The 25,912-nt window shown below is 35.5% G+C and carries 25 protein-coding genes; 13 read left to right on the top strand and 12 right to left on the bottom strand.

The genetic code is table 11. The features are described 5' to 3' along the window. Positions 1-28 precede the first annotated feature (28 nt). Positions 29-1,192, bottom strand: coding sequence for a phosphoglycerate kinase (pgk, locus tag J3U63_RS10760; RefSeq protein WP_065634120.1), 1,164 nt, complete (start codon positions 1,190-1,192; stop codon positions 29-31). A gap of 226 nt (positions 1,193-1,418) precedes the next feature. Between pgk and rpsT the strand changes: the two genes are divergently transcribed. From rpsT to dtd, 4 genes are all read left to right on the top strand, one after another. After that, positions 1,419-1,682 carry a 30S ribosomal protein S20 gene (rpsT, locus tag J3U63_RS10755; RefSeq protein WP_065634119.1) on the top strand — a complete coding sequence of 88 codons (264 nt, stop codon included), beginning with the start codon at positions 1,419-1,421 and terminating at the stop codon, positions 1,680-1,682. A 120-nt stretch (positions 1,683-1,802) separates the two neighbouring features. Further along, a complete protein-coding gene (locus J3U63_RS10750) occupies positions 1,803-2,450 on the top strand; it encodes an SPOR domain-containing protein (RefSeq protein ID WP_267371473.1) in 648 nt (215 codons plus the stop codon). A gap of 5 nt (positions 2,451-2,455) precedes the next feature. Beyond that, positions 2,456-3,298, top strand: a complete 843-nt coding sequence (locus tag J3U63_RS10745; protein ID WP_267334164.1) for a virulence factor BrkB family protein — start codon at positions 2,456-2,458, stop codon at positions 3,296-3,298. Between the two features lie 8 nt (positions 3,299-3,306). Further along, the gene (gene dtd / locus J3U63_RS10740) at positions 3,307-3,741 is read left to right on the top strand and encodes a D-aminoacyl-tRNA deacylase (protein WP_267334163.1); all 435 of its coding nucleotides are present in this window, start codon (positions 3,307-3,309) and stop codon (positions 3,739-3,741) included. A gap of 105 nt (positions 3,742-3,846) precedes the next feature. On the opposite strand, the gene J3U63_RS10735 is transcribed toward dtd, so the two are convergent. After that, entirely contained in the window at positions 3,847-5,205 is a 1,359-nt protein-coding gene (locus J3U63_RS10735; protein WP_267367384.1) for a histidine-type phosphatase, read from the bottom strand. 279 nt (positions 5,206-5,484) lie between these two features. On the opposite strand from J3U63_RS10735, the gene dauA reads away from it, so the two are divergent. Beyond that, positions 5,485-7,158, top strand: a complete 1,674-nt coding sequence (gene dauA / locus J3U63_RS10730; protein WP_267334161.1) for a C4-dicarboxylic acid transporter DauA — start codon at positions 5,485-5,487, stop codon at positions 7,156-7,158. A 184-nt stretch (positions 7,159-7,342) separates the two neighbouring features. Next, the gene (locus tag J3U63_RS10725) at positions 7,343-7,888 is read left to right on the top strand and encodes an HdeD family acid-resistance protein (protein WP_267334160.1); all 546 of its coding nucleotides are present in this window, start codon (positions 7,343-7,345) and stop codon (positions 7,886-7,888) included. 111 nt (positions 7,889-7,999) lie between these two features. Here J3U63_RS10725 and rsgA read toward each other — a convergent pair whose 3' ends face one another. Continuing rightward, the gene (gene rsgA, locus J3U63_RS10720) at positions 8,000-9,028 is read right to left on the bottom strand and encodes a small ribosomal subunit biogenesis GTPase RsgA (protein WP_267371470.1); all 1,029 of its coding nucleotides are present in this window, start codon (positions 9,026-9,028) and stop codon (positions 8,000-8,002) included. 79 nt (positions 9,029-9,107) lie between these two features. Between rsgA and orn the strand changes: the two genes are divergently transcribed. The 5 genes from orn (at position 9,108) to J3U63_RS10695 (ending at position 15,086) form a co-directional block, all read left to right on the top strand. Next, positions 9,108-9,671: an oligoribonuclease gene (orn, locus tag J3U63_RS10715; RefSeq protein ID WP_267334158.1), complete on the top strand. Its 564-nt coding sequence runs from the start codon at positions 9,108-9,110 to the stop codon at positions 9,669-9,671. Positions 9,672-9,693: 22 nt separating this feature from the next. Then, positions 9,694-10,959: a lipid IV(A) 3-deoxy-D-manno-octulosonic acid transferase gene (waaA, locus tag J3U63_RS10710; protein ID WP_267371467.1), complete on the top strand. Its 1,266-nt coding sequence runs from the start codon at positions 9,694-9,696 to the stop codon at positions 10,957-10,959. A 14-nt stretch (positions 10,960-10,973) separates the two neighbouring features. Continuing rightward, a complete protein-coding gene (gene hemH / locus J3U63_RS10705) occupies positions 10,974-11,951 on the top strand; it encodes a ferrochelatase (RefSeq protein ID WP_267371465.1) in 978 nt (325 codons plus the stop codon). A 192-nt stretch (positions 11,952-12,143) separates the two neighbouring features. Next, on the top strand, positions 12,144-13,475 hold the full coding sequence (locus J3U63_RS10700; protein WP_267371461.1) for a CoA-disulfide reductase: 1,332 nt from the start codon (positions 12,144-12,146) through the stop codon (positions 13,473-13,475). A 189-nt stretch (positions 13,476-13,664) separates the two neighbouring features. Further along, positions 13,665-15,086 (top strand): cation:dicarboxylate symporter family transporter, encoded by a 1,422-nt coding sequence (locus J3U63_RS10695; protein WP_267371459.1) that lies wholly within the window; start codon positions 13,665-13,667, stop codon positions 15,084-15,086. Positions 15,087-15,298: 212 nt separating this feature from the next. On the opposite strand, the gene galU is transcribed toward J3U63_RS10695, so the two are convergent. The 5 genes from galU to J3U63_RS10670 all read right to left on the bottom strand — a co-directional run bounded on the left by galU (position 15,299) and on the right by J3U63_RS10670 (position 19,307). Next, positions 15,299-16,213, bottom strand: coding sequence for a UTP--glucose-1-phosphate uridylyltransferase GalU (gene galU, locus J3U63_RS10690; RefSeq protein ID WP_267334153.1), 915 nt, complete (start codon positions 16,211-16,213; stop codon positions 15,299-15,301). Positions 16,214-16,722: 509 nt separating this feature from the next. After that, a complete protein-coding gene (locus J3U63_RS10685; RefSeq protein ID WP_267371458.1) occupies positions 16,723-17,226 on the bottom strand; it encodes a hypothetical protein in 504 nt (167 codons plus the stop codon). Positions 17,227-17,295: 69 nt separating this feature from the next. Next, the gene (locus J3U63_RS10680; protein ID WP_081297505.1) at positions 17,296-17,445 is read right to left on the bottom strand and encodes an entericidin A/B family lipoprotein; all 150 of its coding nucleotides are present in this window, start codon (positions 17,443-17,445) and stop codon (positions 17,296-17,298) included. A 27-nt stretch (positions 17,446-17,472) separates the two neighbouring features. Next, on the bottom strand, positions 17,473-18,666 hold the full coding sequence (locus tag J3U63_RS10675) for an aromatic amino acid transaminase (protein ID WP_267371456.1): 1,194 nt from the start codon (positions 18,664-18,666) through the stop codon (positions 17,473-17,475). Between the two features lie 254 nt (positions 18,667-18,920). After that, positions 18,921-19,307: a RidA family protein gene (locus tag J3U63_RS10670; RefSeq protein ID WP_267334150.1), complete on the bottom strand. Its 387-nt coding sequence runs from the start codon at positions 19,305-19,307 to the stop codon at positions 18,921-18,923. A 185-nt stretch (positions 19,308-19,492) separates the two neighbouring features. Here J3U63_RS10670 and ffh point away from each other — a divergent pair, with 185 nt between their 5' ends. Next, entirely contained in the window at positions 19,493-20,860 is a 1,368-nt protein-coding gene (gene ffh / locus J3U63_RS10665) for a signal recognition particle protein (protein ID WP_267334149.1), read from the top strand. 75 nt (positions 20,861-20,935) lie between these two features. Here the strand turns inward: ffh and J3U63_RS10660 are convergent, their stop codons facing one another. Together J3U63_RS10660 and ispB are read right to left on the bottom strand one after the other, a co-directional pair. Further along, positions 20,936-21,832, bottom strand: a complete 897-nt coding sequence (locus tag J3U63_RS10660) for an EamA family transporter (protein WP_267334148.1) — start codon at positions 21,830-21,832, stop codon at positions 20,936-20,938. A gap of 108 nt (positions 21,833-21,940) precedes the next feature. Next, positions 21,941-22,927, bottom strand: coding sequence for an octaprenyl diphosphate synthase (gene ispB / locus J3U63_RS10655; RefSeq protein WP_267334147.1), 987 nt, complete (start codon positions 22,925-22,927; stop codon positions 21,941-21,943). A gap of 155 nt (positions 22,928-23,082) precedes the next feature. Between ispB and J3U63_RS10650 the strand changes: the two genes are divergently transcribed. Further along, the gene (locus J3U63_RS10650; protein ID WP_267334146.1) at positions 23,083-23,907 is read left to right on the top strand and encodes a TonB family protein; all 825 of its coding nucleotides are present in this window, start codon (positions 23,083-23,085) and stop codon (positions 23,905-23,907) included. 88 nt (positions 23,908-23,995) lie between these two features. Here J3U63_RS10650 and pepP read toward each other — a convergent pair whose 3' ends face one another. Together pepP and J3U63_RS10640 are read right to left on the bottom strand one after the other, a co-directional pair. Then, positions 23,996-25,321, bottom strand: coding sequence for a Xaa-Pro aminopeptidase (gene pepP, locus J3U63_RS10645; RefSeq protein WP_267334145.1), 1,326 nt, complete (start codon positions 25,319-25,321; stop codon positions 23,996-23,998). Positions 25,322-25,354: 33 nt separating this feature from the next. Then, positions 25,355-25,897, bottom strand: coding sequence for a UPF0149 family protein (locus J3U63_RS10640; RefSeq protein ID WP_267334144.1), 543 nt, complete (start codon positions 25,895-25,897; stop codon positions 25,355-25,357). Positions 25,898-25,912 lie beyond the last annotated feature (15 nt).

Raw genomic sequence — 25,912 nt, 5'->3', positions numbered from 1 at the left:
GCTCATCCTTTTTTATTAAATGTCTTAATTACGCTTTAGCTCTCGCTTCTAGCATTGCAACAGCCGGTAATTTTTTACCTTCCACAAATTCAAGGAAAGCTCCACCACCAGTTGAGATATAAGAGATTTTATCTTCAATTCCGAATAAATCAATTGCAGCTAATGTATCACCACCACCTGCGATTGAAAAACCTGCACTATCAGCAATAGCTTTCGCTACAATTTCAGTGCCTCGACGGAAATTCGGGAATTCAAACACACCAACAGGGCCATTCCATAAAATAGTTTTGGCTTTTTTGATGATATCAGCTAATGCTTCTGCTGATTTATCACCTAAATCAAGAATTTGTTCATTTTCTTTAACATCTTTTACTGATTTTTCAGTGGCTGTAGCCGTTTCGCTAAATTCAGTAGCCACACGCACATCAGTTGGAACAGGAATATGGCAATTTGCCATTAATTTTTTTGCCTCAGGAATTAAATCTGCTTCGTAAAGTGATTTACCAACATTATAACCTTCAGCAGCAATGAAAGTATTTGCGATACCACCACCAACGATAATTTGGTCAGCGATCTTTGATAAAGAATCAAGTACTGTTAACTTAGTTGATACTTTAGAACCCGCAACAATCGCAACCATTGGACGAGCTGGGTTATCAAGCGCTTTACCTAAAGCATCTAATTCAGCAGCTAATAATGGACCTGCACAAGCAACTGGCGCAAATTTACCAACACCATGAGTAGACGCTTGAGCGCGATGTGCTGTACCAAAAGCATCCATAACATAGATATCGCAAAGTGCGGCATATTTTTTTGATAAAGCTTCATCATCTTTACCTTCGCCGACATTAAAACGTACGTTTTCAAGCACAACAAGTTCACCTTCTTTAACGTCAACACCGTTAAGATAATCTTTAACTAGGCGGACAGGAAATGAAACATGTTCTTTTAAATAATCAACAACAGGTTGCAGTGAAAATTCTGGATTATATTCTCCCTCGGTTGGACGCCCAATATGCGAGGTTACCATTACTTTAGCACCTTTTTTAATTGCCTCTTCAATTGTTGGCAATGATGCTTTAATACGTGCATCAGAGGTTACTTTACCATTTTTAACTGGCACATTAAGATCTGAACGAATAAATAGACGTTTTCCTTTTAGATCAAGATCTTGCATTCTAATAATAGACATGAGACATCCTCTTATGAAATATAAATAAAATAAATTTTACATTATTCTAACATAAAAAATAAGATTAGGTTACTTTCATTAACGCTTAAATAGTAAACATTTACGTTAAATACTTAATCGAAAAGCCACAAAATTTTTTTATCTAACAGCATTGACAAAAGAAAGAAAATCAGGCATATTTTGCCGCCTTATTAATATCTAATTTTTCTAAATTTGGGAGTTGACTTTGGCTAATATCAAATCAGCTAAGAAACGTGCGGTTCAATCCGAAAAACGCCGTAAACATAATGCTAGTAACCGTTCAATGATGCGTACTTATATTAAAAAAGTTTACGCAGCTGTTGCAGCTGGTGATAAACAAACAGCTGAAGTAGCATTTAAAGACATGCAAGCAGTTATTGACCGTCAAGCGGCTCGTGGTCTAATCCACAAAAACAAAGCAGCACGTCATAAAGCGAATTTAATCAAACAGATAAAAGCATTAGCTTAATACTTTATTCTGTTAGTTACTATAGTTAATTAAGAACCTAGCAAAAAGTGGTGAAAACCACTTTTTTTATTTATGTGCTAATCATTTATCAATAACAAATAAAAACAAAGAGAGTTTATTGTGGTTCAGCGTGATTATGTGAGAAAAAAGAGCCAATCTAAAAAAAATAAGTCACGAAATATGCCTAATTTAATGATATTATTAGCTATTATCATTATTATTCTGTTCTCTGCTATTCTCTACTTTGTTTCAAATAATAAACCTACGCAAATTACTGAACAGCCCAAAGCGAAAACTCAACCTCCGGCAATCACGTTACCAGAACAACCCCAAGAAAGATGGACATATTTAAAAGAGTTAGAAACGCCAAATGCTAGCTCTAACGCTCAAACAAATTCTGTTGCAAGTGAACGACAACAAATTCTTGATAGTTTTGTCAATAATTCACGTCCTGTTACAACTACACAAAATGCCAATAACACGAATAATGCTAACACACAAATAACAACGACTTCAGCCCCATCACAAACAAGTCAAATAGTGAATACCTCAAATAAATGGTCACTACAATGTGGAGCTTTTAAAGATAAAGCTAATGCTGATACACTAAGAGCCAAACTTGCTATGACAGGAATAAGTGGTAATATTTCTGCAGGTCAACTGTATCGTGTGACTGTCGGACCTTTTACCAACAAAAATGAGGCTGATAAAACAATGAGCTCGTTACTCAGTAATGGTATTAACAATTGTGTTGTTTCTAACAAATAAAAACGATGAAAACATTTAAGCACATACAACTGTTCTCAAAAATGTTATGGTGGCGGATCAACCATGACCGTTTAACGACATCATCTGCAGGGTTAGCTTATACCACGATACTCGCACTGGTACCGTTGATTACGGTAATCTTTTCTTTACTGTCTGCTTTTCCAATGTTTAGTGAAGTGAGTCGATCATTGAAGCAGTTAATTTATAGTAATTTAGTACCAACAGCCAGTGACACTATCCAAAACTATCTGGAACAGTTTATTGCCAATACAAAGAAAATGACTGTGGTTGGGATAATCGGACTAATTGTCACATCGTTATTATTGATCAATTCAATTAACACAGCTCTCAATCATATTTGGAAAACAAAACGCAAACGCTCATTAATTTATAATATAACCATTTATTGGACAATATTAACCTTAGGCCCTATTTTGGCTGGCAGTAGCGTAGCGATAAGTTCATATATTTTTTCGTTAAAATGGATTTCTACAGCGATAACCAGTAACCTACTAATTAGCATTTTACCATTTCTTATTTCTGTTATTGGTTTTTGGTTACTTTATAGTATTATTCCTACCGAATCTGTCCCTTTTAAAGAGTCATTTATTGGCGCAATCGTCGCTGCAGTCTTATTTGAAATAGGAAAGCGAGCATTTTCACTTTATGTTAGCTCTTTTCCTACCTATCAATTGATTTATGGTGTGGTATCTTCGATACCTATTATGTTGGTTTGGATTTACTGTTCATGGTGTATTGTGCTATTTGGTGCAGAGTTTGCCGCGACATTGACTGACTATAACCGCCAACAAAAACAATCTATTGAAAATCAGTCTCAAGTGGAATAATAAAATCTATGATTGCCTTAATACAACGCGTTACGCAAGCCAGTGTTACTGTTGATAAACAAATTATTGGACAAATCAACCATGGCCTACTTATTTTATTAGGTGTTGAGCAAGGTGATGATCAACAAAAAGCCACTCGATTATGTGAAAAAGTTCTAGGCTATCGTATTTTCAGCGATAGTGAGGGAAAAATGAATTTGAATGTTCAGCAAGCTAAAGGTGAGGTATTAGTTGTTTCTCAATTTACACTTGCTGCTGATACCCAAAAGGGAATGCGACCTAGTTTTACTAAGGGAGCAAAACCCGACGAAGCCAATAAACTCTATCAATTTTTTGTCGAGCAATGTAAAAAACAAATTAATACCCAAACTGGGCAATTTGCTGCCAATATGCAAGTATCATTGATTAATGATGGTCCGGTTACTTTTTGGTTACAGACTTAAAATATTATTCATGCCTCAACAAATAGATTAACTAAAAAGTGAATTATTTTACCGTAAAAGACGAATAAACAATTTCAGTAAAATTGTTATTTATCACCTTTATAATCATCTTAAATTTTTTAACATATCTATTGCTGATGCTTGAGGGGATAAACCTAATTTATTTAGCTTAGTAAGATAATATTGTTTTACATCTTCCCAATAGTAGTAAGGATAATGTTCAGTTTTGACAGGAAGATGCACTTCCTGCTCATTTAACAGAATCTTTACCAGTATCGGTTGATCTACTTTTTTACTTTTATAAAAAATCCATTGCATATTTGCCATCATAGGAATAATTTTATCTGCCTGCCAAACCAAAGGATATTGTACTATCGGATTTGCAACTGTTGCAGTCCCTTCTATTTCAAGTAAAGTCGCCAAAGGCGATACGGTTTCGGCATGGGCAAAACGCAAATTAGCGTCAATATTATTATTCTTTATAGCAAAATCTGCTGTATTTAACATATCCCATAGTAAAGGTGCAGCTATTTTAATCTGAATACCATTTGCATCAAAGGCTGGACCTATTTGTAGATAATTTTTTACAGTAACGATATTATTAAATTGTGTTTTTTCATCTTCATGAAAAAATGAATTAAGATCCACATGATTTTCTGCTAATAATTGTGGAGAAAAAGCGAGTAATTCTTGATACAACTGATAAACTGCAATAACAAAATCCATTGATTTTATGGATGAATTTTCATTAATTTCAAGACCTTTATCTAAATATTTTTGGATAAACTCATCACTAAAAATTCGGTGTAAAAAATGGTACCCCATCTCCCATGAATCTGGCATATTTTCAATCAATTTTATTGCATTTTTCACTTTTTTACTTTGTTTAAATTCCTCATAAGCGGGGGAATACTCGAAAAAACGCAATAATGTTTGTTGATCTTCTTGCTGTTGCGTGACGTTGATTTGAGGATATTTTGAATGAAAAGCTTCAACAAAAATGTTTGCTGTCTCTTTAGCTCTGGGTGAACTTGAAGAGATAACCTCAATTTTCTGACCTTTAAAAACAGAAGGATAATTATTCAACATCCGCTGACTGATTAAACGAATATTTTGTCGTCCCAGATCGGTTAGAGCGCCATAATGGCCTTTATTCAATTGTGTAATACGGCTAATTTGGTCAAGCAAATCTTTACCAAGATGCGTCAACTGACCCTTATTTTCAGCGATTAATAAAGTTTGGTAGGCAATATCTTCATATTTTGATTTGCTAATATAACGCGATCCATGCCGCCCAACATGATCAATATAAAAAGCATCGTAACCATCAGGCGCTGGTGTGTATGTGTATTTCGAATCAAAATGATATGCAGTTTTAGATCCTGCCGCTATTTGCTGTTCGGCAAATCCCATACAAGAAAAGGCAAATAAACACAGAGCACAAATTTTTTTGGCATAATCCATAAAAATACTCCTGACAATTAAATATCTATTTACCAAACTTCTCAGTAAAAAATTAACTTATATAACACAATAAACGTTTAATTATAATGTAGCCAAATTGAATGTTTCAGATAGTATTGTGATCAGTCGAATTAAATCATTTAATTTTTATTCTACCTATTATAAATGGCAAGGTCAAAAAACAGATTATTATTTTAAGTCATCTCTTTTTAATTTTTGTAAAAAGGATTATCTTATTACCCATTAAAAATAACCTTTGCTTAATTGATAAAAAAACTAATGAAATTATATGGATTTACTGGTACTAAAATTTGTTGTGCTTTCATTTCGGCATGTATAACAACCCCTTATAACCTCACTCGCTTTTTTAAAGACCTTATTGCAGGCATTACAGTTGGTATTATTGCAATTCCGCTAGCAATGGCACTAGCTATTGCCAGTGGTGTACCGCCTCAACATGGACTTTATACGGCAATTATTGCAGGATTAGTCATTGCATTAACAGGCGGATCGCGTTATAGCGTTTCGGGTCCAACTGCTGCTTTCGTTGTTATTTTATATCCAGTTTCGTTACAATATGGATTAGCTGGATTATTAGTAGCGACACTATTATCCGGTTTTTTTCTAATTTTAATGGGCGTTGTAAGATTAGGTCGATTAATTGAATATATTCCTCTACCCGTGGTTTTAGGTTTTACATCTGGTATTGCAATTACTATTGCCACCATGCAGATCAAAGATTTTTTTGGCTTAACACTCGAACACATGCCCGAAAATTACATTACAAAGGTCATTGAATTAGCAAAAACATTACCCACTATCAACATAGCCGATACCCTAGTTGGAATCGTGACATTAATTGTCTTAATTGTCTGGCCAAAATTTCGAGTAAAAATATCAGGTCATTTACCTGCCTTAATTGCTGGTATTGCCGTTATGTTTATTTTTAAACAATTTGGTTATCAAATTGAAACCATCGGTTCTCGATTCACTTATACGTTAGCCGACAATAGTATTGGTCATGGCATTCCATCGGTGTTACCTGAATTCATTTTGCCATGGCAATATACGGATTTTAATTTAGACTGGTCTACGCTCTCCGCGCTGCTCCCCATTTCACTCACTATGGCGATGTTATGTGCTATTGAATCACTGCTTTGCGCTGTAGTATTAGATGAAATGACTCATACCAAACATCATTCCAATAGTGAATTGATCGGTCAAGGATTGGGAAATATCATTGCGCCATTTTTTGGTGGAATTTCAGCAACAGCAGCTATCGCACGTTCTGCCGCCAATGTCAAAGCGGGTGCGACATCCCCTGTTGCTGCAATGCTACATTCAATCATTGTTTTATTAGCGCTTATCTGCTTTGCTCCACTTTTATCTTATATCCCGCTTTCAGCCATGGCAGCATTATTATTAATCGTGGCGTGGAATATGAGCGCAGTACAACGCGTAATTTATATCATTAAACGCGCACCTAAAGATGATATTTTGATTATGCTTATTTGTATGTCTTTAACCGTATTATTTGATATGGTGATTGCTATAACACTTGGCATAGTCTTAGCTTCAATTCTATTTATGCGTCGCATTGCACATATGACACGTTTGGTTGAAATCAATCGAACCAATGAAAAAACATTAGTTCTCCGCATTAATGGACCACTATTTTTTGCCGCTGCTGAGCGCACCTTTTCGGAAATTTACCAGAAAATAAATGGCTATGAGCATATTGTATTACAATGGGATGCGGTGCCTATTCTTGATGCTGGTGGATTAAATGCATTAATTCATTTTATTGATGAATTACCAAAACAGGTTGATTTATCAATTTGTGAATTACAATTTCAGCCGCTAAAAACAATAGCGAGAGCTAAAATTGTACCTGTTCCGAATAAATTGATGTTTTTCTCAACACTTGATGAAGCACTGAAAGATAAAGAATAATTTTATATTTAGTTTTATTATATTAACGCTATAAAAAACACAACAAAACTCAACCCTAATCATTGTTGTGTATATTGTATTAAACTGTAATAGCTTATCTTTTTTCGTCAATCGTTATTGGCAAAATTATTGATAGGCATATACCCAACAACATAAATTAATCATGACAATATAGGAAATGCATATGATAACTGATTTAAACAATATTAATAATCTCAAACAAAAATCAAACTGGTTTATTTTAGTTGGTATAATTTTAATCGTGTTAGGATGTTTAGCACTAGGCTATCAATTCGTCGCAACTGTCTTTTCAGTGTATTTTATTGGAACATTAATTTTAATTGCAGGTATTGCTCAAGCAGTACACTCTTTTAATATTAAAGGTTTTGGACAATCAGCGTTATGGGCTGTAATGGGCGTTTTATATATTTTTATTGGTTTAATGTCATTTTTCCAACCTATCGCTGTATCATCAGCGTTAACATTAGTGGTTTCTATTCTACTGATTATGAGTGGCTTTACTCAAATCTTTGCGGCAATGAACAACCGCTATTTACCACGCTGGGGATGGGTTTTAACCTCAGGAATCATCACATTAATTTTAGGATTTATGATACTTGCAGGTTGGCCATATAACAGCCTTTGGGTATTAGGCATGTTTTTAGGTATTGATCTTATATTCCAAGGTTGGGCATATGTAGCAATTGGTTTTGCACTTAAAAATCGATAGTCTAAACTCAAAAGTTGCTCACTAACTTAGTGTATAAATTATGTGAGCAACAACTTTCACTACAATGATGTCATACTCTATAATTGATGTTTGGCAAATACAACCAAATAACTATTTGTAATTTTTATTCGTTTTTGCTTTGACTTCTTTCATGGATTGTAAAATTCGATGATAGTTATCAAGCCTTGAAGGGGCTATTTTTCCATCAATAACCGCTTGTTGCAACACACAACCTGGCGTTGTCAAATGATCACAATCACGAAATTGGCATCCCCCTAAATAATCAGCAAATTCTTTAAAACCACTAATAACCTGCTCAGGTTCTAAATGCCACAAACCAAACTCACGAATACCTGGAGAATCAATAATGTCGCCACCATTAGGCAGATGATATAACCTCGTTGACGTGGTGGTATGTTGACCAAGCCCAGATATTTCTGAAACATCGCCTGTGAGTGCAAATTGCGATTGATGAGGTAATAATAAGTTAATAATACTTGATTTTCCCACCCCTGACTGCCCAACTAAAATAGATACCTTATTTTGTAAGGTCTGTTGTAACGCTATAATGCCCTGCTGATCTTGACAAGAAACAAAAATCACCTGATAACCAATTTGGCGATATATGGCTAATTGACTTTCAACGTCTTTACGTTGTGAATCAGTAAGCAAATCAATCTTGTTTAACACAATAATTGGCGAGATGTCTGTTGCCTCACAAGCAACTAAATAGCGATCAATAATATTAAGCGATAATTCAGGCAAAACAGCTGAGATAATGACGATTTGATCGACATTCGCAGCGACCGGCTTAACACCATCATAAAAATCAGGACGAACCAACTCTGAATGGCGAGGGTAAACGGCCTCGATAATACCATTGGTATTTGGCTCTAAACTTTCACGCCAAACCACTTTATCGCCAGTCACCAATGAAGGTAAAGTTCGACGAATACTACATCGACAAATTTTGCCTAAACTATCCTCCACATCCGCAGACTTACCAAAACGGCTAACAACCACACCATCACTTGGTGACGTGAAGTTGGCTAAGTTTTCATCTGACTTTATGGCTAAACGTTGTTGATGTTTCGCAGCCATGCGTCTTTTTTGATTTTGAGATAATTGATTTTTTGCCACAGTCAATAATTTTTACTAAAACAGTTTGACAGTTATGCTACACTAGTCAGCATTAAAAAGAAAATTTCTATGACATATTATGACTACATCATCACAAGTTAACAGTAATAATCTTATCTGGATTGACCTTGAAATGACAGGTCTGAATCCCACTGTTGATCGCATCATCGAAATCGCCACAATTGTGACTGATTCAGATCTCAACATTGTTGCTGAAGGTCCTGTTATTGCCGTACATCAATCCGATGAACAACTGGCGCTGATGGACGATTGGAACAAAAATACCCATGGAAAATCAGGTTTAATTGAACGCGTTCGTCAAAGTCAAATCAATGAACAGCAAGCAGAACAACAAACCATCGAATTTTTAAAACAATGGGTACCAGAAAACTGCTCCCCCATTTGTGGCAACACTATTGCACAAGATCGTCGTTTTTTATTTAATTACATGCCTAATTTAGAACGTTACTTTCATTATCGTTATTTAGATGTCAGCACTATTAAAGAGTTAGCCAAACGTTGGAAACCTGAGATATTAAAAGGAATAAGTAAACAAAGTACACACCAAGCGCTTGATGATATACGCGACTCAATTGCTGAACTTACTTATTATCGTAAGTATTTTTTTAATGTAACCCAATAATTAGACATGTTGGATAATTGTTATGCAAATTCTATATAATGTCCTGTTATATATTATCCAACCATTAATATGGATAAAATTACTGTGGCGTAGCCGTAAAGCACCAGCTTATCGCAAACGTTGGTTAGAACGCTATGGTTTTTGTAAACACAAAGTCAAACCAAATGGCATTTTAGTTCATGCCGTATCTGTTGGTGAAACCATTGCCGCCATTCCGCTAGTAAAAGCGTTACAGCAGCGATATCCCGATTTACCTATTACTGTTACTACAATGACGCCAACGGGTTCAGAACAAGTAAAATCATTATTAAAAGATAGTGTCAGCCATGTCTACTTGCCTTACGATCTACCTTGTGCATTACATCGATTTCTTAAAATCGTATCACCTAAATTGGTGATTATTATGGAAACAGAACTTTGGCCCAATTTGATATCCCAGTGCTATAAACGCCATATCCCAGTGATTATTGCCAATGCTAGGTTGTCAGAGCGATCGGCTAAAAGGTATGCTAAGTTAGGAAAAACGATTAGCCACTTATTGGCTAAAATTAGTACTGTCGCGGTACAAAATCACCAAGATGGCGAGCGTTTTATATCGCTAGGCTTGCCAAAAGAACATTTGTCCATCACCGGCAGTATCAAGTTTGATATCAACTTAACAAATCAACAGCAACAACAAATAATCGCATTAAAACAACAATGGCAATTAAATCGACCGGTATTAATTGCAGCAAGTACACATACTGGTGAAGATGAAATTATCTTATCTGCTTTTAAACTATTACTGCAAAAACACGCTAATCTTTTATTAATTTTAGTACCCCGTCATCCTGAACGTTTTAATACTGTTGAAAAGTTAATTAATAATGAAGGTTTTAATTACATCAAACGCAGTAATCAACAAATACCAACGCCCCAAACACAAATAATTTTAGGCGATACAATGGGAGAGTTAATGGTGCTTTATGGTATTGCCGATATTGCCGTAGTTGGAGGTAGTTTCGTCAAACACGGTGGACATAATCCATTAGAACCCGCTTTACACCATATTCCTATTATCAGCGGAGAGCACTATTTTAATTTCAACGTTATTTGTGAACAGCTCATTGCTGATAATGCAATGATTATTAGTGATAGTTCAGCCAATAAATTGGCTTTATTCGTTGATAATTTATTAACTAACCCAACTCACTGCAAGCAAATTGGCGAAAAAGCACACTATGTGTTAAAACAAAATCAAGGTGCTTTAGCTAAGTTACTTGCTATTATTAACCATTATCTTTGTTAATCGAAGGGTGATTTGTGGATAATAAACAAGGCTTATTATTAGTGAATCTAGGCACACCTAGCAAATTAACACCAGATGCAATAAAACAATATTTAACAGAGTTTTTATTGGACAAGCATGTGGTCGATTTACCTTATTTGTTATGGTATCCCATTTTAAAATATCTAATATTACCCAAACGTGTTCCCTATATTATAAATCACTATAAAAAAATATGGGTCAATAACTGCTCACCTTTACTCCACTACAGTCAATTATTATGTGACAAGTTACAACATGAGCTACCAGAAACTCACTGCGAGCTGGCAATGACTTATGCTCAACCCGATATGCAGTCGGCACTCAATAATCTTAAATCATGCAATAAAATTACTGTATTACCCTTGTTCCCACAATACTCTACCACGACAACGCTTGCAGTATTGGATAAATTAAAACAGATGATTAAACGTGATAGTCATTTTAATAATATTAACTATATTCGCGATTATGCTGACAATCCATGTTATATTCACGCGCTTTATACACAAATTGAACAGGCAATTTTAAAAAATGGAAAGCCGGAAGTATTACTACTTTCTTATCATGGTATTCCTGAACGTTACCGCAAAAGACGTCAAGAAGATTATATTGAGCGTTGTCAACTCACTACCGAATTATTGATAAAAAAATGTCATCAAAGTGGTCTTGATTTATCAATTCAGATGGCTTATCAATCGAAATTTGGTAAAGGAAAATGGGTCGAACCTAACACCAGTGATATCCTACAAAATCTAGCGAATACTGGTATCAAACATGTACAAGTCATGTGCCCTGGCTTTTCCGCTGATTGTATTGAAACCCTATACGAAATCGATGATGAAAATCGGCAAATATTTCTACAATCTGGTGGTGAACAATTCTATTATATTCCAGCACTAAATGATTCTCGTTTACATATTGAATTAATAAAAAGTTTGGTTAATTGTGATAAAACCTATCCTTTAACCTAAATTAGTCGACATAATGTTAAACATTAATCATAACCACTAATCAAAAGGCTAATCACTTAAAACGCATATATGCTTCAATTATAAATTCGAAATTGATTACAATTAATGCGAAATAATGAGCGGCCAACAATATTTGATTTAACGTGTGGTAGGATAATAAATATCAATATTATTAGCAGTAAGGAAAAATAGATGAAAATAATTATTATCGGTGCTCAAGCAGCTGGAGCAAGTGCCGCAGCAAAAGCTAAAAGAATCAATCCCGAGGCAACTATCCGTATTTATGAAAAATCCGATATCGTATCGTTTGGTGCTTGTGGTTTACCCTACTTTATTGGTGATCACTTTAGTGATGCCAACGAAATGATATCACGAACACCCCAACAGTTCGAAAAAGACGGTATTGACATAAAAATTCTTCATGAAGTTGTTGCAATAGATACTCTATCTAAAAAATTGAAGATAAAAGATCTGACTAATGGACACTGTTTTGAAGACACTTACGACAAATTACTTTTAGCGGTGGGTGCAAGTCCAATCATTCCACCATTTTCAAATGATAAACTCAAAAATATTTTTACACTTCGTGATCTCTATGATGGTCAAGCAATTAAAAAAACGCTAAATGATGCTCAAGTTAACAATATTATTGTGGTTGGAGCTGGTTATATTGGACTAGAATTGGTCGAATCACTTGTTGCATTAAACAAAAAAGTTAAGTTGATTCAATTGGATGATAGAGTATTAGTTGATGCATTCGATGCGCAAATTACCGATATCATAGCTGAAAATATCAAGCAATATTGCGATTTACATTTGCAAGAAAAAGTACTTGGTTTTGGTGGACAAGATAAAGTCACCCACGTGATAACCGACAAAAACCAGTACCCAGCCGATATGGTTATTATTGCAACAGGTGTAAAACCCAATAGCTGCATTTATAACAATTTAGGGATTAGTACCTTAAAAAATGGTGCGATTATTACTGATGCGTTAGGCCAAACCAATATTTGTGACATCTATGCAGCAGGCGATTGTGCCGCACTTTATCACAAGGTTAGCCATGATATGGTCTATATTCCATTAGCGACCGGAGCAAATAAACTTGGCAAAGTTGTAGGTGAAAATTTAGCCGGCGGACACTGTCAATTTCCTGGAACCTTAGGTACATCAGCATTAAAAGTGTTTGATATTGAAGCTGGTCGAACAGGTATTACAGAAAATGATGCTAAAAAAGCAGCCATTGCCTATAAAACCGTTGTAGTAAAAGATAAAAACCATAGCAACTACGTTGCTGGGCAAACCAGCATAACCGCTAAACTAATTTATCATGCCGAAACTCGTATTATTTTAGGTGGACAAATTGCCGGGGGGGTTGGAGCAGCGTTAAGAGTCAATGTGTTAGCAACAGCAATATGGGCAAAAATGACCATTGATGAATTAACTATGTTGGATTTTTTATATGCTCCTCCTTTTTCTAGGCCATGGGATGTTTTAAATATCGCAGGATCCATCGCAAAATAGCGAATACATAATCAATCAGGGTTATCGAACAACTATATTGCAAATTAGCGATTAATATTCAATTAAAGTAAACACAATACTGAAATATACCCATTGATAGATTAATTAAATCAGAAATTTATTTTATAACCGATATATTTACATTTTTTATTTGATAATTAAATTTATCAGCAAAGGCGAGGTTCAACTATGTCAGATGCCATTTTTCAAGGAACTTTTTTTGAAAAGTTCTTATCCATAACTCATTACCAAACCTTAATTGGAATTGGACTTTTACTTGTCTGCTTTTTTGCTGTAATGAGGCCATTACAAAACCGAAAAGTCAATTTTTCGATTCGTATGTTAGTCGGATTAATACTTGGCGCAGTACTTGGTTTAGGCATCCAAGCTGCTGCTGGATTTCCTGATACATCAAGTGTTTGGATGCAAGAAACAGCAACATGGTATGGTCTTTTTGGGCGTGCATTTATTGCCTTTATTCGTATGCTAGTTATTCCACTCATCTTTGTATCCATCGTTAAAGTCATCATTGATTTTTCCGGAAAAGACAATCTCCCTCAGATTGCTTTTAGAGGTATCTTTTGGTTACTCTTTACTACGGCTATCGCTTGTTTGGTGGGTATTATACTTGCCAACCTATTTTCCCTCGGTGAAATGAGCAAAGCATCAGAACTTCAAGCTCAAGCAAAACAATATACCAATATAATTGATACGTTTATCAACCTAATACCCAGTAACATTATCGCCTCAATGGTTAAAGAAAATATTGTTGGTTTAGTCATCTTTTCTGCTTTGATGGGAATTGCTGCCAATCGAATGGAAAAGAAAAATCCTAAACCAATCGAACTATTTAAAACATTTATCGAAGCGCTATACAAAATTGTCATGTCAATTGCTATGACAGTAATAAAATACATGCCTTACGCGGTAATAGCTTTACTTGCCCGTACCATCATTTCTAATGGTATACCGGCTATTATTCAAGTTTCCAGTTTTGTCGTTGCCATTTATGTTGCGACCTTAATTATGCTAATTGTGCATATTGCTATTGTATTAACGCATGGTATATCACCAATAACATTTATCAAAAAAGCGTTGGGTACATGGCTATTAGCCTTTACCAGCAGGTCATCTGTTGGCACATTACCTATGACAATTTCTACATTAACTGTCAGAATGGGGGTTAATACCGGTACAGCTAATTTAGTCTGCTCGCTTGGTAGTACAATGGGGATGAACGGCTGTGCTGGCTTCTTTCCAGCATTACTTGCAGTCATGGTTGCACATATGGTTGGTATTGATACTAATATTCAATTTTATATTATGTTAGTGATTGTCGTTGTGATTGGTTCAATCGGTATTGCGGGTATTCCTGGCACCGCAACCGTTGCGGCAACTGTCGTATTATCTGGAATGGGCATGGCTGAGTATTTTCCGTTGATTGGTATGGTCCTTGCTGTTGATCCAATTATTGATATGGCCAGAACTTTAGCCAATGTATCTGGTGCAATGACCGCGGCGATTGCCACTGATCGTGAAGTAGGTTTGATGGACTTGAACGTATATAATGATCCTAATGTGACACTTGAAAATGAATCAACAGATGCCTAATTAGGTTGCTATTATTAAATAGTAAGCTAAATGTCAGCTGAGATAAACACAATCAATATTTTAACAAATTACACTAATGATAAAGTGGAGTAGATTACAAATAATCATTTAGATTGAAAATCTACAAATTGTGTACATCTCAATTAATAAATTCAAAATAAAAAAGGTGCGAAATGCACCTTTCTTATAATCCATTAATGACAGTAAAAACATTAAAGCGTTTTAAGCCAAGCTTTTACATCATTACCTAAACTTTTGTGACGCATTGCGTATTGTACAAAAGTTTGAACATAACCTAATTTATTACCGCAATCATGGCTACGACCTTTTATACAATAAGCATCAACCGGATCTTCTTCTAGTAACATTGCAATAGCGTCGGTTAATTGAATTTCACCACCAGCTCCTAAAGGCGTTTTAGCAAGTAATGGCCAGATTTTTTCAGATAATACATATCGTCCGACAACTGATTGATTAGAAGGCGCAGCGTCAATGGTCGGTTTTTCAACTACACTATACATCTGAGCAGTATTGCCTGCTAATAGCGCTTCACCACGGCAATCGACAATACCATAAGAAGAGACTAACTCTTTTGGCACTGGTTCGACCATGATTTGACTACGTTTGGTTTCTTGATAGTTACTAATCATCGCTGCTAGATTGTCTGTGCTAAGATCACTATCATATTCATCAATAATTACATCCGGTAACACGACCGCAAATGGCTCATCGCCAACTAAAGGGTAAGCGCATAATACTGCATGACCAAGCCCTTTAGCTAAGCCTTGACGAACACTGGTTATCGTCACATTTTTTGGCAAAATACCTTGCACTTCTTGGAGTAATTGACGTTTAACTCGGGCTTCTAGCATAGCTTCTAATTCAAAACTTGTATCAAAATGATTTTCGATAGAATTTTTTGATGAGTGCGTTACAAAAATAATTTCTGTGATTCCAGCTGAAATACATTCTTTAACGACATATTGAATAAGTGGTCTATCCACAACAGGCAGCATTTCTTTAGGGATGGCTTTAGTCGCAGGCAACATGCGAGTACCCAGCCCTGCAACAGGGATAACTGCTTTTTTTACTTTTCCATTTACTGATGGTTCAAAATTTAGTGTCATTTTATTTCCTTAAAAACAAATTAACTGACAACGCTGTTATAGCTATAAATACTATAACAGCGATTAACAAAGGTATTTTTGATTGGTATAAACTTTAGCATACAAGCAATCGAAATACTCAAATAAATTATTGCTACAAAATTTGATATTAGATAAGCCACTTTGGTTTTAGATTGTAATACAAAATCAGTCAGAACGGTATTAGATATCAATAAAACATCTTAGATTAATCTAAAAATATTTAACAAAATTAGCAAAGGCTTATTTCAGCTTAACAAGCAATAGACACCATTATCGTTTATCTTAAATAAGAACAAATCGCCATTTGATGCTAGCGAAAAAATCCAACGATAACCAATGAGAGAATTAGATGATTAATATAAAGTAAGAATGCAACTCAATTTCACAAAAAATTACTCAAATACGATATAAAATAAGGTCAACCAAGCAAAACCTATTATCAGTCGATTAACAAATATCGCAATGAATTTTGTTCTCTCATATAATGCCTATTTATTTATCGATATCTCATTAGACTCAATTAATAAAGGGTTATCTTTATCTTTGGCTAAAGAATCAATAGCAATATAAACAATTTGGCAATTTTGTAAAATTGCTTGTCTAACAACAAATTTTGCTTTGCGATCGCGTTCTTGTTTTTGTGCAGGGCTAATATAAAGATCATCGTAACCGTCATCATACAAGGTAGCCCTATCTAATAAACTTTGTGTTCGCCAAAAAGTTTCCTTAGGATAATCACGTGTAAAAATCTGATCGGTTAGCTTGCCTTTTATACCTGCATAACTTGAAGATAAATGCTTACTAGCACGACTTTGCGCGATATAAATTGATTGGTAACTTTTTTTATTGGAAGGAAGTAAATTTAACGAAAACTCAACGCCTGCGCGAGTTGAGTATTGGCAATTATGCATAACTGAGGGTGCAGTTCGAAAATTTAATGAACCACACCCAACAAGTAAAAAAAACACGACGAAAATAATAAGACGCTTCATTTTTACTTAAGTATATTCACAAAATAACCGTTTTCACATTTACCTTGCAAATAGACTACTTTGTCTTATTTACATTTTATCGCTAACTTTTTCAGCAGTATTTGAAATAGCTTTACCGCCAGATTGAACATCTTTACCTACACCATTTACTGTATTACATCCAGTAACTAATGTTGTCATTACAAGACCGAACACAATAATTAACATTTTTTGCAACATTTGATACTCCTTTCATTATTTACATTGTTATTTTAGTGTAGCAAATGCTTCTGCCACACGATGAATGTTATGGTGATTTAACCCAGCCACACACATTCTTCCGCTGCCCACCAAATAAACAGCAAAGTTATCTTTTAATTGTGTAACTTGATTTTGGGTAAATCCAGTGTAACTAAACATACCACGTTGTTTAACTAAATAATCAAAATTACGGTCTAACGATTTGTTTTTTAATAATTCAACTAAGGTTGATCGCATTGTCACAATACGATTACGCATTGATGCCACTTCTTTGAACCATAACGCTTTAAGATCATTATTATTTAAAACATAAGACACAAGATGTGCGCCATAAGCTGCTGGACTTGAATAATTACGACGAACGGTCGCTTGAAGTTGCCCAAGCACATGACTTGCGACTTGGCTATTATCACATAAAACCGACAAACCACCAACTCGCTCACCATAAAGGGAAAATGTTTTAGAAAAAGAGTTACTGATAAGTCCACACAATCCTACTTCTGCGGCCTTTCGAAGCGCATATGCATCATCGTCAATATTTTCACCAAAGCCTTGATAAGCAATATCCATAAAAGGAATTAAATCTCGATTTTTTAAAACTGCTATGACTTTATCCCATTGATCGTGCGTTAAATCAGCACCTGTTGGGTTATGGCAGCAAGGATGCAGTAAAACAATGCTTTTAGCCGGTAATTGGTCTAAAGTTTGAAGCATAGCATCAAATTTTACGCCACAGGTTTTATCATCGAAATAAGGGTATTGATTGACCTTAAAACCTGCCCCACTAAAAATGGCAATATGATTTTCCCAAGTAGGATCACTTACCCAAACCTGAGAATATGGAAAATAGCGATATAAGAAATCGGCACCAATTTTTAATGCACCCGATCCACCTAGTGTTTGAATAGTTGCAATTCGCTTATCTTTATAAGCGCTGTGATTTTCACCAAAAAGCAAAACTTGAATAGCTTGACAATAAGCAGGCAATCCACTCATCGGTAAATAAAGTTGCGCACCTTGATTATGCTGATAGATATAATCGCGAGCAGCTTTAATACATGATAATTGTGGGACGACACTGTTTTCATCATAATAGTAGCCAATACTTAAATTGGTCTTGTTTTCTCTATTATCATTATTAAATTCTGCGACCAAAGATAAAATTGGATCGCCCGCATACGAATCGATTTTTTCAAACATATTGACTACCTACTAACACAATCAACACTGACTAATAGTTGTAGATTATTACATCAACTTAATTGTCAATCAATCACTAAATAAAAGTTTAACAACAAATAATTAGAGCGATATTTACTGAGTAAATAAAGGCAAAATATTCATTCTTAAACTATAAAAATAGACCAATCTATACGCAATTAGCTCAATCTATTAGTTATAGTTTATTTATCGTAAGCATTAGCACTTTATGGTGCTAACAGAATATGTCACGCTTATTTAACTGCAATCACTTCAATTTCTACTTTTGCATCTTTAGGTATTTTAGCTACTTGTACGCAAGAGCGTGCCGGAAATGCCGCATTGTTCTTAGTAAAAAATGACTCATAAATAGCATTCACTGCGGCAAAATCATTCATATCTGCTAAAAATATAGTTGTCTTGACAATATTATTGATCTGATAACCCGCAGCTGTCACAATTGCTTTAACATTAGCTAAACTTTGTTTGGTTTGTTCCTCAATAGACGTTGCCATTTGACCAGTAACAGGATCGAGTGGAATTTGCCCAGATGCAAATAACATATTACCTAAATCAACCCCTTGAACATATGGACCAATTGCAGCAGGCGCTTTATCGGTACTAATCACTTTTTTTACCATGTTTGATTTTCTCCTTTTTCATCTTGTCTGGTTAATCATTCATCTCAATACATTCATTTATTTTGTCTATTGCCATTTCAACAGTAACCTAATTTACTGTCAAGTTTGTACTTGATTATGATCGTGGGACTTCTGACAAATTTCTGCTATGATAAACATAATTTTTTTATTTATTGAGAGTTAACATGTTTGAGAATTTAACCGACCGTTTATCACAGACATTTCGCAATATCAGTGGGCGTGGGCGTCTGTCTGAAGATAATATTAAAGAAGCACTACGTGATGTGCGCATGGCATTACTTGAGGCCGATGTTGCTTTGCCTGTTGTTCGTGAGTTTATAAATCAAGTTAAACAAAAAGCTGTCGGCTTAGATGTTAGTAAAAGTCTAACACCAGGCCAAGAGTTTATCAAAATAGTCCAAGATGAACTCACTCGTGCCATGGGCGAAGTCAATAGCTCACTGAATTTGGCAACCCAACCCCCAGCTGTGATTTTAATGGCGGGTTTACAAGGTGCAGGTAAAACGACCAGCGTCGCGAAATTAGCGAAGTTTTTAAAAGAAAAACAGAAAAAGAAAGTACTCGTCGTTTCTGCCGATGTCTATCGTCCTGCTGCGATTAAACAATTAGAAACCTTAGCTAAAGCGATTGATGTTGAATTTTTTCCTTCCGATATTAACGAAAAACCAGTCAATATTGTTAATAAAGCAATTAACCATGCTAAATTACAATTCTTTGATGTGCTGATTGTCGATACCGCAGGCCGTTTACATGTCGATAATGACATGATGGACGAAATCAAAGCACTACATCAAGCAATTAATCCAATTGAAACCCTATTTGTGGTTGATGCGATGACGGGTCAAGATGCCGCTAATACAGCTAAAGCTTTTGATGAGGCTCTGCCGTTAACCGGTGTTATTTTAACCAAAGTCGATGGTGACGCACGTGGCGGTGCTGCATTATCAATTCGGCATATTACAGGTAAACCAATTAAATTCTTAGGCATGGGTGAAAAAACTGATGCTTTAGAACCATTTTATCCTGACCGTATTGCCTCTCGAATTTTAGGCATGGGCGATGTGATTTCTCTGATTGAAGAGTTACAAAGCAATGTCGATCGAGAAAAAGCAGAAAAAATTGCTAAAAAACTCAAAAAGGGTGACAAATTCGATTTTAACGACTTCCAAGATCAACTCAAGCAGATGCGTAATATGGGTGGAATGGGCGCCATGTTGGCTAAACTACCGGGTGTTGGTCAATTACCAGACCATATCAAAGCTCAAATGGATGACAAAATTACAATTAAAATGGAAGCCATTATTGGATCGATGACACTAAAAGAACGCGCCAATCCTGAAATTATTAAAGGATCGCGTAAACGTCGTATTGCTAATGGTTCGGGTACGCAAGTGCAAGATGTTAACAAACTATTAAAACAGTTTGAAGATATGCAAAAAATGATGAAGAAGATGAAAGGCGGCGGCATGATGAAAATGATGCGCCAAATGAAAGGACTTATGGGCGGGGGAATGGGCTTACCAAGACGCTAATGCGCAATTATTGCAATATATAATTGCGTCTAACCTATTCAATTTTCTAATCTAAACAACACATCGCACCCAATATTAGTTTTGCGATGTGTTTTCTGAGTTAATGACTGGCTTGATCGATTTAATCTTAGCCGGTCGATTCATCGCCAATACGGTTCCTATTGATGAGATAATAATTAACCCAATAGCAAACCATTGATAATGAGTTAATTGCTCATGCAACACTATCAAACCTGAAAATGCTGCAAATACTGGCGATAAACTCATTAGCGTACTAAATGTTTGAGCCGGTAACCTTGGTAGTGCAACCATATCTAAGGCATAAGGTATAGCCGACGCTAATAAAGAAACGACAAAAACTAACGGTAATAAGTCTATCGAAAACATAGCACTGCCACTTTGCCACACACCAATTGGAAATAGCAAAAATGACGCAATAATAGATCCAATTGCAACACTTGATGAACCGTGAATAGCACCTGATTGACGCCCAAAGAGTATATAACATGCCCAACATGCACCGGCGGATAATGCCAACAAAATACCCATCGGATCTAAATCATTGGATGCTTGATGAATCGGTAATAACATCGCTAACCCGACAACCGCAATGGCTAACCAGACAAAATCAGTCAAACGACGACCAGAAAACATCGCTACCATAATAGGACCGGTTAATTCAATGGCAACAGCAATACCTAACGGAATACGAGCAATAGCATTATAAAAGCTCAAATTCATACAGCCCATTGCAACACCATAGCAAAAAATATATTTGAAAGCTTGTTTGGTTATTGGTTTACGCCAAGGCTTGAAGATAATCGATAACATAACCGATGAAAAAGTCAGTCGCCAAGCGGTCATCCCTTCTGGACCAAGTACAGGGAACAAGTATTTCGCCATAGATGCACTACCTTGAACCGAAATCATCGAAATAAATATTAAAAAAACAGGCCAAGTACGGTTAAACATAAAGTATTACTCTGACAAAATTTGACAATGATTATTCAAATAGTGAATATCAAACAGTTTAAAGAAAACGATGCTGCTCAGCATCAAACACAAACATGCTCAGTCAGCTTAGTTTTCTCTTTTAACAGATAGCAAAGCAAGATCTTGCAGCGCTTTTTTGTAAGGTGAATCAGGTAAAATTGCAATAACATCAAAGGCTTTTTGGGCCTCCTGCTGTGCAGTTTGTAACGTAAATTCGAGAGATCCACAGTCTTGCATAATCTGTAAAATACGATCTAACAAATGTCGCCCATTACCTTGTAAAATAGCTTGACGAATTAATTCAGCATCATCACTGTTGCCAGCATTATGCATAGCATGTAACAACGGTAATGTTGGTTTACCTTCATTAAGATCATCACCTAAATTTTTACCCAATTTTTGATTACTATCAGCACTATAGTCCAATAGATCATCAATAATTTGAAATGCGGTACCTAAAAATTTACCATACTCTTGCAAGGCTAATTCTTGCTGCTCATTAGCGCCAGCTAATACCGCAGCAGAATGGGAGGTGGCTTCAAATAAACGCGCGGTTTTGCGATAAATAACTTCCAAATATTGCTCTTTAGTAATGTTTGGATCATTACAATTAATTAACTGTTGCACTTCACCTTCAGCAATAACATTTGTTGCCGCTGACATGATAGTCAACACTTTAAACGATTCGGTGCGTACCATCATTTGAAATGATCGCGTATAGATATAATCGCCAACTAATACGCTAGCGGCATTACCAAAAAGTGCATTAGCGGTTGATTTTCCACGTCGTAAATCAGATTCATCAACCACATCGTCATGTAGCAATGTCGCTGTATGAATGAATTCAATAAAAGCAGCAGCAATAATGTGTTTATCGCCCTGATAATTAAGCGCCTTAGCAATTAATAATGCGATAACAGGGCGAATACGTTTGCCGCCGCTACTAATAATATAATTACCTAATTGATTAATTAAAGCGACATCAGAGCTAAGCTCTGCCTGTATTGCTGCGTTAACTTTTACTAAGTCATCTTTTATAAGATCGAGAATTTGATTCATTGATGGATTATTCATCAGCCTAACCGCTAAAAACAATAGAAATTTATTGACTATTATCTGATAAATCTTTTTGTGCAACAAGTTATTGATATATCATCTTTAAAAAAAAACTACAAATGATAAGCATTTTCATTTAAAATGCCATCCTTAAGTAAAAAATGATAATTATTATGAAGATTAACTTTGATATTGATATCAATACTGAAAAAGATCCGCAAATTGTTGCTCAGAAAAAGCCGAAAGGTACTTATTTATTTACCTCCCTTTCGGTCGCTTCACACTTATGCTTATTCGCCTTATTATTTAGCTCCGCACTATTTGCCAAAGATATCATTGTTGAAGAAGGAGACAACTCAATCAAAGCTGTGATGGTTGATTTATCACAATTAGCAGCGCCTGAACAATCTTTAGTTGAAGACAAACCTGAAATAAAAGGTGACAATAACAGTGATGTTATCGACAATAAACCTATTGAAGAAACACCAGTAGAACCAGTTGTTGAGCCAGAAGTTATTGAAGAAAAAAAACCAGAGCCAGAACCCGTTAAAATACCGGATAAACCAGTTATCACACCTGAAAAAGAGGTGGTAAAGCCACAACCCAAACCAAAGAAAAAACCACAACCGACACAAAAATCATCACAACAACAAGTTAGACAAGAAGTTGCAAGTGAAAATATGGCTAGCACTTCGGTCGCACCTAAAATATCGGATAATCGCCAATATTCGGCAAGCGCTTCTCCAATTAGTCGAAATCAACCAGAATACCCTAGACGAGCACTCGATATGCGTTTAGAAGGATATGTCATTGCTATGTTTGATGTTAATAGCGAAGGGCGTGTTGAAAATATCAGAATTATTGAAGCGCAACCCAATAATATTTTTAACCGATCGGTAATTAATGCCATGAAGACATGGAAATACAAACCTATTGCTGCACAAAATTTAAAAATCAAAATTGTATTTAATCGGGATAAATCAATTAATTTAGACTAATAATCAAACGCTAGACTATATACAATTCATTAACAATAATTAAACTAAAAGCCATAATCTTTTTAAACAATGATTATGGCACTTTTTATCACTCAATAACCGATGCTTTATTGGCCATCAGCTTTTCAATTTCACTAGGCTCTTTAGGTACAGCAGAAGTGAGCACTTCGTTACCCGATGAAGTAATTAAAATATTATCTTCAATACGAATCCCAATCCCTTTATATTGATCAGGTACATCGGCATTTTGGTTAATATATAATCCTGGTTCAACAGTCAACACCATACCTGGTTTTAAAAGATAAAGGCGATCACTTCCTACATCGTGAACATCAATGCCTAACCAATGCCCTAAACCATGCATATAAAATTCAGTATACGCCTTATCAGCGATCAATTTATCCACATCGCCTTGCATAATACCTAATTTTACCAATCCCTCGACCATAATTTTAATCACGGTCTGATTAACTTGGTTAATTGAGTTTCCGGGTTTTAAGAGCTTAATTGCGGCATATTGTGATGCCAGAACAATATCATAAATTTCACGTTGAGCCTGACTAAATTTACCGTTTATAGGGAATGTTCGCGTAATATCACCCGCATAATGCTGATACTCACATCCCGCATCAATGAGTACCAAATCACCCTCTTTCAATGGTGCACTATTATTTTCATAGTGTAAGATACAGCCATTATTACCGCTTCCAACAATAGTATTATAAGCAGGATATCGGGCACCATGACACGCGAATTCATATAAAATTTCTGCCTCTAAGTGATACTCATACAAGTTTGGCTTACATTTTTGCATAGCCCTTCGGTGAGCTTGAGCACTGATATCACAAGCCTGCCGTAAAATATTTATCTCAAAATCTGATTTAAACATTCGCATTTTATGCACAACAGGCCGCCAATCACTGATTGAAATTGGTTTTAAACCAGTGGATTTACCTTCTTTGATTAAAGCTCGTAATGCTTTTTTAATAATCTTATCCGCGTATTGATACTGCTCATCGGCATAATAAACGATATCTTTTCCCTTCAAGATTTTTGGTAAATTAGCATTAATGCTGTCAAAACAATAAGCCTCATCCACCCAAACTGTGTCTAAAGCAAGCGCTTGCCCTAAACGATAACCGGTCCATGTTTCAGCTAAAGGATCTTTTTTTCGATTAAATAAGACATAACGTGCCTGATTATCATGTTGTTTAATTACTACAAAAACCGCTTCTGGCTCATTAAAACAAGTAAAATACCAAAAATCACTATTTTGCCGATAAGGGTAATGCGTATCGTTACTTCGAACAACTTCTGGCGCTGCAAAGAAAAGTGCCACACTATTGGTTGCCATTTTAGCAAGTAATGTTTCACGACGATTACACAGTTCAGTTTTAATATCTGTATCTATCATTTTAATGATCCTAAAAAGAAATGATTATTCCAATTAATGAATAGTCGGTACAATATCTGATTCATTAAATTCATCGTAGCACAACATTGAGGTGATACGGACATACTCTTTAATTTCTTCAAAAGCAAAACCAAGTTCTTGCTGATCCTCATTTTCATCATAACCAAGCTTGACTATTTGACGTAAATCATAAATCGCTTCGCCAACATCACCTTTTAATCGGTTAATCGTTGGTTGAACTAAACCTATTCCCAGTAAAAAATGATTAACCCAACCAACTAATTCATCGATCTGCGAAAACAGATCATGCTCACTAAGTAATAACTCAAACTCAAAATTTTCATTAGAAAATTGCTGTTTGGTTAAATCATAAAGCTTTTTAATTTGTTGCTCTAATGGTTCTGCAATCGCCTCTCCATTATTTAACATATCCTTGACTAATGGACGCCAACTTTCATCATGATTACCACCCGCTAAAATCCCGGATATAAAACCATGTAATTCAGCAGCATTAATCCCAATGTTACATTCGATTAATTGACGATTTAATTCGTCATAGTTAATAGTATCAGTCATTACCCCACCCTGATC

The sequence above is a fragment of the Gilliamella sp. B2838 genome (assembly GCF_026536185.1).
GTDB lineage: Bacteria > Pseudomonadota > Gammaproteobacteria > Enterobacterales > Orbaceae > Gilliamella.
This window is presented reverse-complemented; position numbering and strand designations above follow the sequence as displayed.

What these genes read in the sequence shown, in the direction of transcription:
- pgk (WP_065634120.1), bottom strand. Translation starts at nt 1,192, where the DNA reads ATGTCTATTATTAGAATGCAAGATCTTGATCTAAAAGGAAAACGTCTA.
- J3U63_RS10745 (WP_267334164.1), top strand. Translation starts at nt 2,456, where the DNA reads ATGAAAACATTTAAGCACATACAACTGTTCTCAAAAATGTTATGGTGG.
- dtd (WP_267334163.1), top strand. Translation starts at nt 3,307, where the DNA reads ATGATTGCCTTAATACAACGCGTTACGCAAGCCAGTGTTACTGTTGAT.
- J3U63_RS10735 (WP_267367384.1), bottom strand. Translation starts at nt 5,205, where the DNA reads ATGGATTATGCCAAAAAAATTTGTGCTCTGTGTTTATTTGCCTTTTCT.
- dauA (WP_267334161.1), top strand. Translation starts at nt 5,485, where the DNA reads ATGAAATTATATGGATTTACTGGTACTAAAATTTGTTGTGCTTTCATT.
- J3U63_RS10725 (WP_267334160.1), top strand. Translation starts at nt 7,343, where the DNA reads ATGATAACTGATTTAAACAATATTAATAATCTCAAACAAAAATCAAAC.
- orn (WP_267334158.1), top strand. Translation starts at nt 9,108, where the DNA reads ATGACTACATCATCACAAGTTAACAGTAATAATCTTATCTGGATTGAC.
- waaA (WP_267371467.1), top strand. Translation starts at nt 9,694, where the DNA reads ATGCAAATTCTATATAATGTCCTGTTATATATTATCCAACCATTAATA.
- J3U63_RS10700 (WP_267371461.1), top strand. Translation starts at nt 12,144, where the DNA reads ATGAAAATAATTATTATCGGTGCTCAAGCAGCTGGAGCAAGTGCCGCA.
- J3U63_RS10695 (WP_267371459.1), top strand. Translation starts at nt 13,665, where the DNA reads ATGTCAGATGCCATTTTTCAAGGAACTTTTTTTGAAAAGTTCTTATCC.
- galU (WP_267334153.1), bottom strand. Translation starts at nt 16,213, where the DNA reads ATGACACTAAATTTTGAACCATCAGTAAATGGAAAAGTAAAAAAAGCA.
- J3U63_RS10685 (WP_267371458.1), bottom strand. Translation starts at nt 17,226, where the DNA reads ATGAAGCGTCTTATTATTTTCGTCGTGTTTTTTTTACTTGTTGGGTGT.
- J3U63_RS10680 (WP_081297505.1), bottom strand. Translation starts at nt 17,445, where the DNA reads ATGTTGCAAAAAATGTTAATTATTGTGTTCGGTCTTGTAATGACAACA.
- J3U63_RS10675 (WP_267371456.1), bottom strand. Translation starts at nt 18,666, where the DNA reads ATGTTTGAAAAAATCGATTCGTATGCGGGCGATCCAATTTTATCTTTG.
- J3U63_RS10670 (WP_267334150.1), bottom strand. Translation starts at nt 19,307, where the DNA reads ATGGTAAAAAAAGTGATTAGTACCGATAAAGCGCCTGCTGCAATTGGT.
- ffh (WP_267334149.1), top strand. Translation starts at nt 19,493, where the DNA reads ATGTTTGAGAATTTAACCGACCGTTTATCACAGACATTTCGCAATATC.
- J3U63_RS10660 (WP_267334148.1), bottom strand. Translation starts at nt 21,832, where the DNA reads ATGTTTAACCGTACTTGGCCTGTTTTTTTAATATTTATTTCGATGATT.
- ispB (WP_267334147.1), bottom strand. Translation starts at nt 22,927, where the DNA reads ATGAATAATCCATCAATGAATCAAATTCTCGATCTTATAAAAGATGAC.
- J3U63_RS10650 (WP_267334146.1), top strand. Translation starts at nt 23,083, where the DNA reads ATGAAGATTAACTTTGATATTGATATCAATACTGAAAAAGATCCGCAA.
- pepP (WP_267334145.1), bottom strand. Translation starts at nt 25,321, where the DNA reads ATGATAGATACAGATATTAAAACTGAACTGTGTAATCGTCGTGAAACA.
- J3U63_RS10640 (WP_267334144.1), bottom strand. Translation starts at nt 25,897, where the DNA reads ATGACTGATACTATTAACTATGACGAATTAAATCGTCAATTAATCGAA.